This is a genomic window from Arthrobacter rhamnosi, assembly GCF_054510855.1.
Map to the genome: position 1 here is coordinate 837434 of NZ_JBTNDT010000001.1, position 13843 is coordinate 851276.

18 protein-coding genes are annotated in these 13843 nt (G+C 66.3%); 4 read left to right on the forward strand and 14 right to left on the reverse strand.

Translation table 11 applies throughout. From position 1 onward, the window contains the following. Window positions 1-67: 67 nt before the first annotated feature. The 4 genes from ACX80I_RS03925 (at window position 68) to ACX80I_RS03940 (ending at window position 4508) form a co-directional block, all read left to right on the forward strand. The gene (locus tag ACX80I_RS03925) at window positions 68-1717 is read left to right on the forward strand and encodes a sensor histidine kinase (RefSeq protein ID WP_459343840.1); all 1650 of its coding nucleotides are present in this window, start codon (window positions 68-70) and stop codon (window positions 1715-1717) included. Further along, on the forward strand, window positions 1718-2350 hold the full coding sequence (locus ACX80I_RS03930; protein ID WP_459343841.1) for a prepilin peptidase: 633 nt from the start codon (window positions 1718-1720) through the stop codon (window positions 2348-2350). It begins immediately after the preceding gene. A 268-nt stretch (window positions 2351-2618) separates the two neighbouring features. Then, complete coding sequence (locus ACX80I_RS03935; RefSeq protein WP_459343842.1) at window positions 2619-3284, forward strand: hypothetical protein; 666 nt, start codon at window positions 2619-2621, stop codon at window positions 3282-3284. Window positions 3285-3287: 3 nt separating this feature from the next. After that, the gene (locus ACX80I_RS03940) at window positions 3288-4508 is read left to right on the forward strand and encodes an HNH endonuclease signature motif containing protein (protein ID WP_459343843.1); all 1221 of its coding nucleotides are present in this window, start codon (window positions 3288-3290) and stop codon (window positions 4506-4508) included. On the opposite strand, the gene ACX80I_RS03945 is transcribed toward ACX80I_RS03940, so the two are convergent. From ACX80I_RS03945 to rplR, 14 genes are all read right to left on the reverse strand, one after another. Continuing rightward, window positions 4505-5482: a tRNA pseudouridine synthase A gene (locus ACX80I_RS03945; protein WP_459343844.1), complete on the reverse strand. Its 978-nt coding sequence runs from the start codon at window positions 5480-5482 to the stop codon at window positions 4505-4507. The genes ACX80I_RS03940 and ACX80I_RS03945 overlap by 4 nt on opposite strands. Before the next feature lie 22 nt (window positions 5483-5504). Beyond that, window positions 5505-6098, reverse strand: coding sequence for a 50S ribosomal protein L17 (gene rplQ / locus ACX80I_RS03950; protein WP_459343845.1), 594 nt, complete (start codon window positions 6096-6098; stop codon window positions 5505-5507). Window positions 6099-6162: 64 nt separating this feature from the next. Beyond that, on the reverse strand, window positions 6163-7173 hold the full coding sequence (locus ACX80I_RS03955; protein WP_459343846.1) for a DNA-directed RNA polymerase subunit alpha: 1011 nt from the start codon (window positions 7171-7173) through the stop codon (window positions 6163-6165). Between the two features lie 151 nt (window positions 7174-7324). After that, complete coding sequence (gene rpsK / locus ACX80I_RS03960; protein WP_026531448.1) at window positions 7325-7726, reverse strand: 30S ribosomal protein S11; 402 nt, start codon at window positions 7724-7726, stop codon at window positions 7325-7327. 169 nt (window positions 7727-7895) lie between these two features. Continuing rightward, window positions 7896-8273 carry a 30S ribosomal protein S13 gene (gene rpsM, locus ACX80I_RS03965; protein WP_087076867.1) on the reverse strand — a complete coding sequence of 126 codons (378 nt, stop codon included), beginning with the start codon at window positions 8271-8273 and terminating at the stop codon, window positions 7896-7898. A gap of 162 nt (window positions 8274-8435) precedes the next feature. Continuing rightward, window positions 8436-8549 carry a 50S ribosomal protein L36 gene (gene rpmJ / locus ACX80I_RS03970; RefSeq protein WP_043440658.1) on the reverse strand — a complete coding sequence of 38 codons (114 nt, stop codon included), beginning with the start codon at window positions 8547-8549 and terminating at the stop codon, window positions 8436-8438. Between the two features lie 21 nt (window positions 8550-8570). Continuing rightward, window positions 8571-8792: a translation initiation factor IF-1 gene (gene infA, locus ACX80I_RS03975; RefSeq protein ID WP_019481515.1), complete on the reverse strand. Its 222-nt coding sequence runs from the start codon at window positions 8790-8792 to the stop codon at window positions 8571-8573. 276 nt (window positions 8793-9068) lie between these two features. After that, window positions 9069-9896 carry a type I methionyl aminopeptidase gene (gene map / locus ACX80I_RS03980; RefSeq protein WP_459343847.1) on the reverse strand — a complete coding sequence of 276 codons (828 nt, stop codon included), beginning with the start codon at window positions 9894-9896 and terminating at the stop codon, window positions 9069-9071. Between the two features lie 10 nt (window positions 9897-9906). Next, complete coding sequence (locus tag ACX80I_RS03985; protein WP_459343913.1) at window positions 9907-10470, reverse strand: adenylate kinase; 564 nt, start codon at window positions 10468-10470, stop codon at window positions 9907-9909. Window positions 10471-10475: 5 nt separating this feature from the next. Beyond that, window positions 10476-11786, reverse strand: coding sequence for a preprotein translocase subunit SecY (gene secY / locus ACX80I_RS03990; protein WP_459343848.1), 1311 nt, complete (start codon window positions 11784-11786; stop codon window positions 10476-10478). A gap of 223 nt (window positions 11787-12009) precedes the next feature. Beyond that, window positions 12010-12507 carry a 50S ribosomal protein L15 gene (gene rplO / locus ACX80I_RS03995; RefSeq protein WP_301226181.1) on the reverse strand — a complete coding sequence of 166 codons (498 nt, stop codon included), beginning with the start codon at window positions 12505-12507 and terminating at the stop codon, window positions 12010-12012. Further along, window positions 12507-12725 carry a 50S ribosomal protein L30 gene (gene rpmD / locus ACX80I_RS04000; protein WP_301226179.1) on the reverse strand — a complete coding sequence of 73 codons (219 nt, stop codon included), beginning with the start codon at window positions 12723-12725 and terminating at the stop codon, window positions 12507-12509. The genes rplO and rpmD overlap by 1 nt, the downstream gene beginning before the upstream one ends. Continuing rightward, window positions 12725-13462 carry a 30S ribosomal protein S5 gene (gene rpsE, locus ACX80I_RS04005; protein ID WP_459343849.1) on the reverse strand — a complete coding sequence of 246 codons (738 nt, stop codon included), beginning with the start codon at window positions 13460-13462 and terminating at the stop codon, window positions 12725-12727. The genes rpmD and rpsE overlap by 1 nt, the downstream gene beginning before the upstream one ends. After that, window positions 13459-13842, reverse strand: coding sequence for a 50S ribosomal protein L18 (gene rplR, locus ACX80I_RS04010; protein ID WP_087076881.1), 384 nt, complete (start codon window positions 13840-13842; stop codon window positions 13459-13461). Before rplR ends, rpsE begins: the two co-directional genes overlap by 4 nt. Between the last annotated feature and the right edge of the window lies 1 nt (window position 13843).

A 13843-nucleotide genomic window follows, 5' to 3' on the forward strand; every position in this document is an offset into this window, starting at 1 on the left:
ATGTGGTCTCTCATCTTTCCTTGGATAGTGCGTGCCTAGGGATGCAAGTGCGGTTCGGCTGCGCGTAGTGGCATCGAGGTTCACCATCAACCGCTCCGTTGTGCTGTGCCAGATCCCCCTCGCCGTGATCGTCGTCGTCATCGGTGTCACGGCACCTATCCTCCGGCCCGGCCTCATGTCGAATCCGACGTTTGACCTCGGTTTTACGGTGATTCTGGTCCTGCTGGCCCTGTGCGTCGTGGTCCCCTGGCGCAAGCTTCCGCGCGGCAGCCTGTTGGCGGTGCCCATCCTCGACTTCGTCGCCATCGCCCTGGTTCGGGCCGGTGCCGCGGAGACCCAGCCGGCACTCGGCGTCCTCGCCGTCTTTCCCGTGCTCTGGCTCATGCGCTCCTCGCTCCCCACTTGGGCGGCTCTCGTCCTCACCTGGACCGGATCCCTCCTGGTTACAGCTTGGCCGCTGCTGGGCTCCTTTGACCCCGCCCGCATGCGCTCCTACCTGGGAATCTTGCTGTTACCGATCGTGATGCTCTGCATCGCCGTCACCATCCGCGTCATGACCCTCAGCGCGAGGGCGCGCGAGCTGGAGATCGAGCGCAAGGACCGTGAGCTCAACGACCTGCTGCGCGCGGCCATGGACCGTGAACGCGTCCTGACCGCGATCCTCGACACCGTCGACGTCGGACTCACCGCCGTAGATGCACACGGCAACACCACGCTCACAAACCGCCAACAGGAACTGTTCAACCGACTCGCGACAGGGCCTGACGACACACACCGCTCCCTCTACTTCGGCCCGGACCGCACCACGCCGCTCCCCCTAGAGAAAAGGCCGATCTACCGCGCCCTCACTGGTCAGACCTATGCCGACGAGCTCATCTGGGTAGGCGAGGGCGATGCGCAGCGCGCGCTCTCGACAGCCGCCCGACCTATCAAGAACGCCGACGGCCGTATCGCCGGTGCACTGATCGTGTGCAGTGACGTGACCGAACTCGTCGAGGCCGTCACCGCGAAGGACGCCTTCATCTCGAACATCTCCCACGAGTTCCATGCTCCCCTCACGTCTGTCCTCGGTTACCTCGAACTGGTGATGGAGGACGAGCACCCGCTACCCGCCCACCTCAAGGGCTACGTCGACGTGGCGGGCCGCAACGCCGAACGTGTCCTCCACCTCGTGGCCGACCTGCTCTCCACTGCAGGAGACAAGGTTCGAGTCCATCCCCGTCCGGTGGACCTTGCCGCCCTCATCGAGATGAGCGTGAGGTCCAACCGGCTCCGGGCCCAGAAGAACAAGGTGAAGCTCCAGAGCGATGCCCAGAACCCGCTCTGGACGCTGATCGACCCACTGCGGATCTCCCAGGTGCTCGACAATCTCGTGTCCAACGCGATCAAGTACTCCCCCCGGGGCGGTGTGGTGAGCATCTACGCGGAGGAGACGGAGACATGCATCAACCTGCACGTCGAGGACAGTGGCATGGGCATGACGGAGCAGGAGGCCCGGCAGGTGTTCTCGCGCTTCTACCGGACCCCGGCGGCACGGCATGCCGACATCGAGGGGGCGGGCCTCGGACTGGCGATCACCAAGTCCATTGTGGAGAGCCATGGCGGGGCGATCTCCTGTGTCAGCTCTCCCGGCGAGGGAAGCCGCTTCACGGTGACGCTGCCAGTCAACGGCGACGTCAGCCGCGTGCCACACGATTCCTTGGAAGAGTCCGTCTAGGTGGTCCTCGCCCTTTCCATAGCCGTCCTCTCCGCCGCTCTTGGCTACGCGCTGTTCGCCCTCGCCGGCAGGGACCCGCGTACGGTCCTGCCTTCGTCGTGGCGGGTTCCCATGGCGCTGCTGGCAGCAATCCTCGCGGGGGCGGGAAGCGTCGTCACGGGCTTGTCGTGGAACTTGCCTCTCCTCGTCGTCCTTGCGGCCTTCGGCGTCGTGCTCGGAGCGATCGACGCGCGTACCAAGCTGCTGCCGAACGCAGTCCTCCTACGGTTCCTGGCGATCACCGTTCCCCTGCTCATCCTCGCGGGAGTGGTGACAGCAAACTGGGGCGGCCTGCTGGCTGCGGCTGCGGGAGGCGCCTGCCTCTTCATCGTGTATTTCCTACTCGCACTCATCTCGCCGGCCGGCATGGGGATGGGCGATGTGAAGCTTGCAGCCGTCCTCGGGCTGTTCGGCGGGTGGGCGGGTGCCGCTGCCTGGATGGGAACACTCCTCGGGGGGTTCCTCCTCGGCGGGCTCGCCGGAATCGGCGTGCTCCTGCTACGCCGCGGGTCGCGCAACTCGACCTTCCCGTTCGGTCCCGGCATGCTGCTCGCTGCCCTGGCGAGCTTCGTCCTGCTCGGCCAGTCGTCCTGAGACAGGGTCGGTGGTGGAGCCCGCTTCGGGGGGGGGGTGCGTCTACCGGACGCGCGGTGGGCCAGGGACTGTTTACCGGCCGTAGGACCGGTCTGCTTCCTCTGCGGGTAGGTCGGGTCCGGTCCGGACGGCCGGGACGTCTCAGGTCACACTGGAGCCCCGGCGTGGGCACGCCTCCCTTCGCTGCTTACGTGAAGACCGCGCTCTGGTTGTCCACATAGGCTCCCGGGGCCGCTGGAGTAGTACGTGTGTTCGATAAATTTGGGGTATGGCCATCGCCCCGATCGAGCGTCCCGCGCAGACCCCGACCTCAGTCGAGTCGGCGTGCGTTGCCCTGATGGAGTGTGCCCGGGAGGTGAGCCTGCAGGGCGGTGTTCTGTCCCGTTCGGAGGCGCTACAGCTCATCGTCGACGTCGAACAGGCCTCGAGGATTGTGGATCATCTGCAGGTCCTTGCCGCCCGCCTCGCTGAGGAGCACTTCCGGGTCGACGAACCTGATCCCGGCAGTACGTCCGGGAGTGCGTCCGGTGCTGGGTCGCTGCTGGCCCGGGCGGAACAGGCCATCCGCGCCGAGGCCCCGACTCCCGCCGGTTCCAGCCTCGCTTCCTCGGACACCGTCTCGTCGTCCGCGTGGAGTGCGGGGGCGGAAGCAGCTGCGGACGGGTTCAGGGATTGTGCCGATTTCCTGCGCGGGACCCTCGGGATCAGCCGCGCCGAGGCCCGGCGCCGACTGGCGCTGGCAGACCTGGTGCTGCCCCGCACCACCCCCACGGGCGCCCCACTGCCGGCCCGGCTGGAGGCCCTCGGTGCGGCGTCGGAAGCGGCCCTGATCAGCGGTCGGGCCGCGACGATCGTCTCCCAGGCCGTGCACCGGGTCCACTCTTTCGCGACCCCGGAGCAGGTCGAGTCGATGGAGAAGCATCTCACCCGGTAGGCTGTGGAGTCCGACGAGGACATCCTGCGGGTCCTAGCCCACCGCTGGGAGGGCGTGTTCGATCAGGACGGACAGGAACCCACCGACAAGATCCTCCGGGCACGGCAGGGCGTGTTCCTCAAGGGCCGCCGCCACGGCCTGCACGTCCTGGAAATCGGCGCCACCGACGAGCAGTTCGAACACCTCGCCACCGTCATGAACACCACCACCAACCCCCGCACACAACCCGGCTCCACCACTACGACCGGTGCTGCTGCCGGTGCTGCTGCTACCAGTGCTACAGCTACTGCCTGTGCTGCCGGTGCTGCTGCTACCAGTGCTACAGCTACTGCCTGTGCTGCCGGTGCTGCCGGTAGCACCTATTGCCTCGGAAGTGCCGATAGCCTCGGAAGTGCCGATGCCGCCCCGAGCGGGTCAGGCGAAGGCACCGGGGAAGACTTGGGCGACGATGCCGGCTGGGGTTCGGGATCAGGCACGGCAACGGGTGTGTTTGGTGATCCGGAGGGTGCGACGAGGGCTCAGCTGCTGCTGGAGGGACTGGTCGGCGCGTGCAGGATCGCCCTGAGCACCGGCGATCTTCCCGCCACCGGCGGCCACCGGCCCCAGGTCATGGTCACAATCGACTACCAGGACCTCCTCGGCCACACCAGCAACCTCACTCAGGTTCTCACCGGACGGACCCAGCGGCCGGGCCAGGCCGTCTTCGCCGGGCAGACCACCGCCAGGGCCATCCGGCGGATCGCCTGCGACGCGGACATCATGCCGATCGTCCTCGGCGGCGCAGGCCAGGTCCTGGACCTCGGACGAGCCCAACGCCTCTTCCCACCCCACCTGCGCCGGGCCCTGGTCGCCCGCGACAAGGGCTGCGCCTTCCCGGACTGTTCTATCCCCGCCCCCTGGTGCGAAGCCCACCACATCGACCCCTGGTCCCGCGGCGGCACCACCAGCATCACCAACGGGGTCCTGCTGTGCTCGAGACACCACCACCTCATCCACCAAGGCCACTGGAAGGTGCAACCCCTAGACGGTGTCCCCTGGTTCCACGCACCCGGACACCCCGGCAGGGCAGGAACACCCCGCACCAACACCTACTGGAACACCGCACAAGCCGTCCACCACCAACTCCACCAACTCGACGAAGGGCTGGCGCGCGGAGAACTGGCACGCGGCGAAATTTTCCAGCAGAAACCCCTCCCCCACCGGCTTCGGCCCGACCTCAGCTAGTCGGCGTCCTCCGCCGCAGCGCTTCCTGACTGGGGCTCCAGGTGCCCGGCATGCCTCCGGGAACGCGTCAGTTCAGCGCGAGCAGCAAGCTCCTCGTCGCCGGGGTAAGCGATCTCCTCGAGCACGAGCGGATGCGGAGCGGCCAGAATGGACCGGGCGTCCTTGAGGCGGGCTGCGAGCCGCTCTGCCAGCCACACCGGCGGCAGCTCCCCCGAGCCCACCCGTAGCGTCGAACCGATGAGCGCCCGGACCATGTTGTGGCAGAAGGCATCCGCCTGCACGGTGGCAGTGATGACGCCGTCCGGCCCGCGGACGAACTCGTAGCGCTGCAGTTCCCGGATGGTCGTAGCCCCTACCCGGGGCTTACAGAAGGCGGCGAAATCCTGCATCCCGAGCAGGTAGGCCGCACCCTCGTTGAGCAGCGCCACGTCCAGCGCGGCTGGGTGCCAGAGGGTGGTGTGGCGGCGCAGCGGGTCCTGCCCGGCCACGGTATCGGCGATGCCGTAGCTGTAGCGGCGCCAGAGCGCAGAGAAGCGGGCGTCGAAACCGGCAGGTGCGCGGGTGGCGGAGCGCACGACGACGGCGGGTACCGAGTTGCGGACGGAGCGGCCTCGTCCCGTCATGCCATCGGTCAGCTCACGGTTGATGGTGCCGGTCAGTCGGCGCAGGAAGGCGTCGGCCGGGTCGACGTCGCGGCCCCGCGGCATGCCCTCCCACTCGGCATGGGTCAGGTCGACGTGGGCCACCTGGCCGCGGGCATGGACGCCGGCGTCGGTCCGTCCGCCCACGGTGAGGCGCGCCTGCCGGCGCAGGAGGGTGAAGAGGGCACCCTCGAGGATGCCCTGGACGGTGATGAGCCCGGGCTGCAGGGCCCAGCCCGAGAAGGGCGCACCGTCGTAGGAGATGTCCAGGCGGACCCGGACACGCAGAAGCCCGCCATCCCCGGGAGGAATGGCGGGCTCGAGCGTGGTCATGGCGTGCGTCGGAGGGGAAGAATTACTTCTTCTCGTCCTCGACAGTGCCTTCGACGACGACGACCTCGTCCTCGGCGCCGGCTTCGGCGTCGATCGTGGTGTCCTCGGCTGCGACATCGTCAGCAGCAGGTGCCGAGTCGACCGACTCGACAGCCTCAGCGGTCTCCGGGACCTCTACGGACTCGGCGGCCGGTGCTGCAGCAGCGGCGGGAGCCTTGGCCTGCTCGGCCTCGGCGACGACGGACTGCTTGGCGGACATGGGCTCCAGCACCAGTTCGATGACGGCCATGGGGGCGTTGTCGCCCTTGCGGTTGCCGATCTTCGTGATGCGGGTGTAGCCACCCTCGCGGTTGGCCACAGCGGGGGCGATGTCCGTGAAGAGCTCGTGGACGATGCTCTTGCTGCTGATGACACCGAGGACGCGACGACGCGACGCCAGGTCGCCCTTCTTCGCGAACGTGATGAGACGCTCGGCGTAGGGGCGGAGGCGCTTGGCCTTCGTCACCGTGGTGGTGATGCGCTTGTGCTCGAACAGTGAGGCGGCCAGGTTGGCGAGCATCAGGCGTTCGTGCGCCGGACCGCCTCCGAGGCGTGGGCCCTTAGTGGGTGTGGGCATGGTGATTTCTCCTCATTAGGTGTCCGTCCCGCCGCTTTCCGGCGACGGGCGGACAGATAGCGTTTTAGAGCTCTTCGTCGCCGTAGGCGGCGTCGTCCTCTTCGATGGCAGCAGCGCGGGCGGCAAGGTCGAAGCCTGGAGGGGAATCCTTCAGGGAGAGACCGAGCTCGACGAGCTTCGCCTTGACCTCGTCGATGGACTTCGCACCGAAGTTGCGGATGTCCATGAGGTCGGCCTCGGAGCGTGCAACGAGTTCACCCACGGAGTGGATGCCCTCGCGCTTGAGGCAGTTGTACGAGCGGACCGTGAGTTCGAGGTCCTCGATCGGCAGCGCCATGTCGGCAGCAAGTGCTGCGTCGGTGGGCGAGGGACCGATCTCGATGCCCTCGGCGGCGGTGTTCAGCTCGCGGGCGAGTCCGAACAGCTCCACCAGGGTGGTGCCGGCAGAAGCGACGGCGTCGCGCGGGGCGATGGCGTCCTTCGTCTCGACGTCGACGATCAGCTTGTCGAAGTCGGTGCGCTGCTCCACACGGGTCGCTTCCACGCGGAAGGTGACCTTCAGGACCGGCGAGTAGATGGAGTCGACCGGGATGCGGCCGATCTCGGAGTCGCCGGACTTGTTCTGCGAGGCGGACACGTAGCCGCGGCCACGCTCGATGGTCAGTTCGAGCTCGAACTTGCCCTTCGAGTTGAGGGTCGCGATGTGGAGGTCCGGGTTGTGGAACTCGACGCCTGCGGGAGGCGCGATGTCCGCAGCGGTGACGACGCCGGGACCCTGCTTGCGCAGGTAGGCGACGACGGGCTCGTCGTGCTCCGAGGAGACGGCGAGGTTCTTGATGTTCAGGATGATCTCGGTGACATCCTCCTTCACCCCGGGAACCGTGGTGAATTCGTGCAGCACGCCGTCGATGCGGATGCTGGTCACAGCAGCACCGGGGATCGAGGACAGGAGGGTGCGGCGGAGGGAGTTGCCGAGGGTGTAGCCGAAGCCGGGCTCGAGGGGTTCGATAATGAACCGCGAGCGGTTGTCGGCGACTACTTCTTCAGTCAGGGTGGGGCGCTGTGCAATAAGCACGTACATTTCCTTTCAGGAAGCATCCGCTATATGACGCTTCTGTATGGGCGGGACTGCGGGTCGGCCGGCTCGAAAGCTACTGGTACGGCACCGAACCGCCCTGCCGGAACATTGCGGTTCCTTCAGGGCGGCACGGTGACCGGAGAGCAGATTAGACGCGGCGGCGCTTGGGCGGGCGGCAGCCGTTGTGTGCGCTGGGGGTGACGTCCGAGATGGAGCCGACCTCGAGGCCGGTGGCCTGCAGCGAACGGATGGCGGTTTCGCGACCCGATCCCGGTCCCTTCACGAAGACGTCGACCTTCTTGACGCCGTGCTCCTGGGCACGCTTGGCAGCAGCTTCTGCAGCCATCTGCGCGGCGAACGGGGTGGACTTGCGTGAGCCCTTGAAGCCAACCTCACCGGCGGAGGCCCAGGAGATGACTGCTCCGCTGGGGTCCGTGATGGACACGATGGTGTTGTTGAAGGTGCTCTTGATGTGCGCCTGGCCGAGCGCGATGTTCTTCTTATCCTTGCGACGCGGCTTACGCACCGCTCCACGAGTCTTGGGGGGCATTACTTCTCCTACGAAGGTATTGGGTAAAGCATTGAGTCGGATCGAATCCTGCCGGAGGTCCTACGAACAGGGGCCTCCGCTGGCGAGGGAGCCAGTGGGATGGGCCCCTGATGGCGGGGTTCCCTGGCCGGACGAGCGCTAGCGAGTCCGGTTAGGGGGCCATCAGGGACTAGCGTCCGACCTTCTTCTTGCCTGCGACCGTACGCTTCGGGCCCTTGCGGGTACGGGCGTTGGTCTTCGTACGCTGTCCACGTACGGGAAGGCCGCGGCGGTGCCGAATGCCTTCGTAGCTGCCGATCTCGACCTTGCGGCGGATGTCGGCTGCAACCTCACGGCGGAGGTCACCCTCGACCTTGAAGCTGCCCTCGATGTAGTCGCGGAGCTGGACCAGCTCGGCGTCGGTGAGGTCCTTGACGCGCGTGTTCGGGGAGATCCCCGTGTCGACGAGCGTCTTCTCTGCACGGGTCTTGCCCACGCCGTAGATATAGGTAAGCGCGATGACGACCCGCTTTTCACGGGGGATGTCTACGCCAGCGAGACGTGCCATAGTGGCGGTGCTCCTTTGGTGTTACCGGAGGTCTGGAGCAGAACGTCCGCGGAACATGTGTTCCGGTCCCCGGCCTCCGTGCCGGGGGTGTACGTCCCGTCGGGACGCTGTTCTGCCGTGAAATGTACTTCTACGCGTGGGAAGAACCTCTGGAAGAGGTTCTTAGCCCTGGCGCTGCTTGTGGCGCGGGTTCTCGCAGATGACGAGAACGTTGCCTTTGCGGCGGACCACCTGGCACTTCTCGCAGATCCGCTTCACGCTCGGGTTGACCTTCATGGTTTTCCTTCGAGTTGATTCTTATTTGTAGCGGTAGACAATACGGCCCCGGGTGAGGTCGTACGGGCTGAGTTCCACTACGACCCGGTCCTCAGGAAGGATTCGAATGTAGTGCTGGCGCATCTTTCCCGAGATGTGGGCGAGAACAATGTGTCCGTTGGCCAACTCAACGCGGAACATCGCGTTGGGCAGCGCCTCGTTCACAGTGCCTTCAATCTCAATGACACCGTCTTTCTTGGCCATATCCTCCGCTAACGTCTATGCCCGCCACTTGCATGGCGGACGGGTTTGGGGTTTTGATTGTCAGACCCGCCGGGAGCCGGAGCTCGGACGGGAAGGTCTCCGAGGCCCAATTGGGCACGAAAAGCAGAGACAACCAACAGACAACTCTACGCTACTGTTCCCGGATCGTTAAATCGGACGGCAGGTCTGCGCGGCTGCCGCACCAGGCGCTGCCGGGAACGACGAAGGTCCCGCACCGGGGTGCGGGACCTTCGTTCGTCATAGGGGGCCGTGCCGTCAGCCGGCCAGAGGAGCCGGGGTGACGCCGAGCGGCTCGAGTCGCGACGCTCCCCCGTCCGGGGCCGAGAGGACCCAGATGCCGCCGTCGTGCACTGCGACGCTGTGCTCCCACTGCGAGGCGCGCTTGCCGTCCGTGGTGACGACGGTCCAGTCGTCGTCGAGCACTGCGGTTTCCAGTCCTCCCTGCACGAGCATCGGCTCGATCGCGAGGCAGAGTCCGGGTCTGACCTTCGGACCCCGGTTCGCGCTGCGGAAGTTCAGGACGTCGGGCGCCTGGTGCATCTGCGTCCCGATGCCGTGGCCCACGTAGTCCTCGAGGATCCCGAGGGCGGGTCCGGGGACCGACGAGACGTAGTCGTCGATCGCGGCACCGATGTCGCCGACGAACCGCGCGGAGGCCAGCGCTGCGATGCCGCGCCACATCGCCTCCTCGGTGACGTCGGAGAGCCGCACGTCCTCGGGACGCTGCGTCCCGACGATGACGGTCCGGGCCGAGTCGGAGTGCCATCCGCGGACGACGGCGCCGCCGTCGATCGAGATGATGTCGCCGTCCTGCAGCACGTAGCCGCCGGGGATCCCGTGGACGACCTCGTGGTTGACCGATGTGCAGATGCTGGCCGGGAAGCCGTGGTACCCGAGGAAGTTCGACGTCGCGCCCTCCTCGCGGAGGACCTCCTCGAAGACCTCGTTGAGCTGCGCCGTGGTGACGCCGACGGCTGCCGCTGCGACGGTGCGGTCGAGTGCCGTGGAGAGCACCCGGCCGGCCTCGCGCATCACGAGCATCTGGCTCGTCGTCTTGTACTCGATCTTCGGCTGGCGGAACATGCGTACAGTCCTAGCTCGCTACTTTGAGTGCTGCCATGACGCGCTCGGTGACCTCGTCGATCGGCCCGATGCCGTCGACCTTGGTCACGATGCCGCGCTCGTCGTACCGCGACACCACGGCTTCAGTCTGGTCGTGGTACAGGCCGAGGCGGTGGCGGATGACCTGCTCGTTGTCGTCCGAACGGCCGTCCAGCTTCGCCCGCCCGAGGAGCCGCTTCACGAGCTCCTCGTCATCGGCGGTCAGCTGCAGCACGACGTCGAGCTCGAGCTCGTTCTCGAGGAGGATGTCGTCGAGTTCGGCGACCTGCGACGCGGTCCGCGGGTACCCGTCGAGGAGGAAGCCCTCCTGGACGTCGTCGGCCGCGAGGCGGTCGCGCACCATGCTGTTCGTGACGCTGTCGGGGACGAAGTCGCCGGCGTCCATGTACTTCTTGGCCTCGAGACCCAGGGGCGTCTCCCGCTTCACGTTGTCGCGGAAGATGTCGCCGGTCGAGATGGCCACGACGTCGAGGCGCTCCGAGATCCGGGCGGCCTGGGTGCCCTTGCCGGACCCGGGGGGACCGATGATCAGCATTCTCGTCAACGCAACAACCCTTCGTAATGACGCTGCTGGAGCTGAGCGTCGATCTGCTTTACCGTCTCGAGTCCCACGCCAACCATGATGAGGATCGAGGTGCCGCCGAACGGGAAGTTCTGGTTGGCACCGATGGCCACCAGCGCGATCAGCGGGATCAGGGCCACAAGTCCCAGATAGATGGCACCCGGGAGCGTGATGCGTGAGAGCACGTACTGGAGGTACTCGGCCGTGGGACGCCCGGCGCGGATGCCGGGGATGAAGCCGCCGTACTTCTTCATGTTCTCGGACACCTCGTCCGGATTGAACGTGATGGCCACGTAGAAGTAGGTGAAGAACACGATAAGCAGGAAGTACAGCGCCATGTACAGCGGGTGGTCGCCGCTGGTCAGGTACGTGGTGATCCAGTTGACCCAGCCTGCCGGGGCGGTGCCGTCCTGCGGAGTGTTGAACTGTGCGATCAGGCTCGGCAGGTACAGCATCGAGGACGCGAAGATCACGGGGATGACGCCGGCCATGTTGACCTTGATCGGGATGTAGGTGCTGCTGCCGCCCAGCGTGCGGCGGCCTACCATGCGCTTGGCGTACTGCACGGGGATGCGTCGCTGCGACTGCTCCACGAAGATCACGAGGGCGACGACGACGATGCCCATGAGCAGGACGAAGGTGAAGACCGTGGCGCCCTGGGTGCGGAGGATCTCGCCGAGCGAGGTGGGGAAACCGGCGGCGATGGCCGTGAAGATGAGCAGCGACATGCCGTTGCCCACGCCGCGCTCGGTGATGAGCTCGCCCATCCACATGATGAGTCCGGTTCCGGCGGTGAGCGTGATGATCAGCAGGATGATGGTGATCAGCGAGTCGTTCGGGATCAGGGGCACCGGGCAGTTGCCGAGCAGCGCGCCCGAGCGGGCCAGCGAGACCAGGGTAGTGGCGTTGAGCAGGCCGAGCGCGATGGTCAGGTAGCGCGTGTACTGGGTCAGCCTCGACTGGCCCTGGGCGCCTTCCTCGTGCAGTTCCTGGAAACGGGGAATGACCACCCGGAGGAGCTGGGTGATGATGCTGGCCGTGATGTACGGCATGATCCCCAGCGCGAAGATGGAGACCTGGAGCAGGGCTCCCCCGCTGAAGAGGTTCACGAACTGGTACAGGCCGCCCTCGGTGTTGCCCAGGGCAAGACACTGCTGGACGTTTCCGTAGTCGACACCAGGAGCGGGAATGAAGGCTCCGAGGCGGAAGATGGCGATGATTCCCAGAGTGAACAACAGCTTGCGCCGCAAGTCTGGCGTCCGGAATGCCCGGCCAATAGCGCTAAGCAAGCGTCCTCCTGAAGGTCTGTTGGTCCTGTGGCGGACCCTACACAACAACCGAGTCTAACGGTTGGTCACCCGTGGCAGAGCACCGGCGGGTGTGGTGGCCTGAGCCGAAAAAAGACTCTTGGTGGGCTGATACAGCCCTGCCCACCAAGAGTCTAGTTCCAAAGTGCCACCGATCACAGCCAACCCCTCCCCCAGTGCGCCGGGGAAGGGGTTGGCTCATGACCTACAGCTCGGTGACGGTCCCGCCGGCTGCGACGATCTTCTCTGCAGCGGATGCGGAGAAGGCGTCGGCCGAGACGTTGACGGCCACGGTGATCTCGCCGGTCCCCAGCACCTTGACGGGCTGGTTCTTGCGGACGGCACCGTTCGCCACCAGGCTGTCCACGGTGACGTCGCCGCCGGCCGGGTACAGCTCGGAGAGCTTGTCCAGGTTCACGACCTGGAACTCGACGCGGAACGGGTTCTTGAAGCCGCGCAGCTTGGGAAGGCGCATGTGCAGCGGCAGCTGGCCGCCGGCAAATCCTGCCTTCACCTGGTAGCGGGCTGCAGTTCCCTTGGTACCACGGCCTGCGGTCTTACCCTTCGAACCCTCACCACGGCCAACACGGGTCTTCGCCGTCTTGGCTCCGGGTGCGGGGCGGAGGTGGTGGACCTTGAGGGCGTGGACGCGCTCTGCCTTTGCCTCGGGTGCGGCCGAAGCCGCGGTGTTGTTCTCTGCCATTAGTTGGCCTCCTCAACCTTCAAGAGGTGCGGAACCGTGTTGATCATGCCAACGGTGACGGCATCGGCTTCACGGACCACGGTGTGGCCGATCCGCTTGAGGCCGAGCGACCGCAGCGTGTCGCGCTGGTTCTGCTTGCCGCCAATGGCGGACTTGATCTGGGTGATCTCGAGCTGCGCCGAGCTCACACGCACGTTCTTAGGCGTGATCGCGGTCATTACGCACCTGCCTTCTGAGCTGCGATTGCGCGCAGCATCTGGTGGGATGCGACCTCGTCGAGGGGCAGGCCACGGCGTGCCGCGACTGCCTGGGGCTCTTCGAGGCGCTTCAGCGCGTCAACGGTCGCGTGAACGATGTTGATGGCGTTCGCGGAACCGAGCGACTTGGAGAGGACGTCGTGGATACCGACGCACTCCAGGACCGCACGCACCGGACCACCGGCGATAACGCCGGTACCCGGGGAGGCGGGACGGAGAAGAACGACGCCGGCTGCTGCCTCGCCCTGCACCAGGTGCGGGACGGTGCCACCGATGCGCGGAACGCGGAACATCGTCTTCTTGGCTTCCTCGACGGCCTTCTGGATGGCGGAGGGAACTTCCTTCGCCTTTCCGTAGCCGACGCCGACCATGCCGTTGCCGTCGCCTACCACCACGAGGGCGGTGAAGCTGAAGCGGCGGCCGCCCTTGACGACCTTGGCGACACGGTTGATGGTGACGACGCGCTCAATGAACTTGTCCTTGTCGTCATTGCGTCCGCCGTCGCGTCCGCCGTCACGGCCACCACGGCCGCGCTCGCCGCCGCGGGAGTTGCCGCCACGCTCGCCACCACGGGCGTTGCCGCGGCGGTTGGCGTCAGCCGACGCGGTGTCAGTTGCACCTGCAGCCGGAGCTTCGGCCGCGGGCTGCTCTGTAGCCGTATTCAATGGGGCTTCCTTTGCCTTGTTTTCCTCGGTCACAGTGCCAGCCCACCTTCACGTGCGCCGTCTGCGATTGCTGCAACGCGACCGTGGTACTTGTTGCCGCCGCGGTCGAAGACGACTGCTTCGACACCGACAGCCTTGGCACGCTCTGCAACGAGTTCGCCAACGCGCTTGGCCTTGGCGGTCTTGTCACCGTCGAATGCACGGAGGTCCGCTTCGAGGGTGGAGGCTGATGCGACGGTCACGCCCTTGGTGTCGTCGACGACCTGCACGAATACGTGGCGGGCCGAACGGTTGACGACCAGGCGGGGACGGACAGCCGTGCCCGAAACGCGCTTGCGTACACGGAGGTGGCGGCGTCCACGCGAGGCGGACTTGCTCTTCGAGCTGCGCTTCTTGTTGATGCTCAGACCCATG

Bases quoted from the DNA above. Each gene is read 5' to 3' on its own strand.
- infA (WP_019481515.1), bottom strand. From the start codon at position 8,792: ATGGCCAAGAAAGACGGTGTCATTGAGATTGAAGGCACTGTGAACGAG.
- ACX80I_RS03935 (WP_459343842.1), top strand. From the start codon at position 2,619: ATGGCCATCGCCCCGATCGAGCGTCCCGCGCAGACCCCGACCTCAGTC.
- rplR (WP_087076881.1), bottom strand. From the start codon at position 13,842: ATGGGTCTGAGCATCAACAAGAAGCGCAGCTCGAAGAGCAAGTCCGCC.
- rpmJ (WP_043440658.1), bottom strand. From the start codon at position 8,549: ATGAAGGTCAACCCGAGCGTGAAGCGGATCTGCGAGAAGTGCCAGGTG.
- rpsK (WP_026531448.1), bottom strand. From the start codon at position 7,726: ATGCCCCCCAAGACTCGTGGAGCGGTGCGTAAGCCGCGTCGCAAGGAT.
- rplO (WP_301226181.1), bottom strand. From the start codon at position 12,507: ATGGCAGAGAACAACACCGCGGCTTCGGCCGCACCCGAGGCAAAGGCA.
- ACX80I_RS03945 (WP_459343844.1), bottom strand. From the start codon at position 5,482: ATGACCACGCTCGAGCCCGCCATTCCTCCCGGGGATGGCGGGCTTCTG.
- rpsM (WP_087076867.1), bottom strand. From the start codon at position 8,273: ATGGCACGTCTCGCTGGCGTAGACATCCCCCGTGAAAAGCGGGTCGTC.
- rpmD (WP_301226179.1), bottom strand. From the start codon at position 12,725: ATGACCGCGATCACGCCTAAGAACGTGCGTGTGAGCTCGGCGCAGCTC.
- rplQ (WP_459343845.1), bottom strand. From the start codon at position 6,098: ATGCCCACACCCACTAAGGGCCCACGCCTCGGAGGCGGTCCGGCGCAC.
- map (WP_459343847.1), bottom strand. From the start codon at position 9,896: ATGTTCCGCCAGCCGAAGATCGAGTACAAGACGACGAGCCAGATGCTC.
- ACX80I_RS03985 (WP_459343913.1), bottom strand. From the start codon at position 10,470: ATGCTGATCATCGGTCCCCCCGGGTCCGGCAAGGGCACCCAGGCCGCC.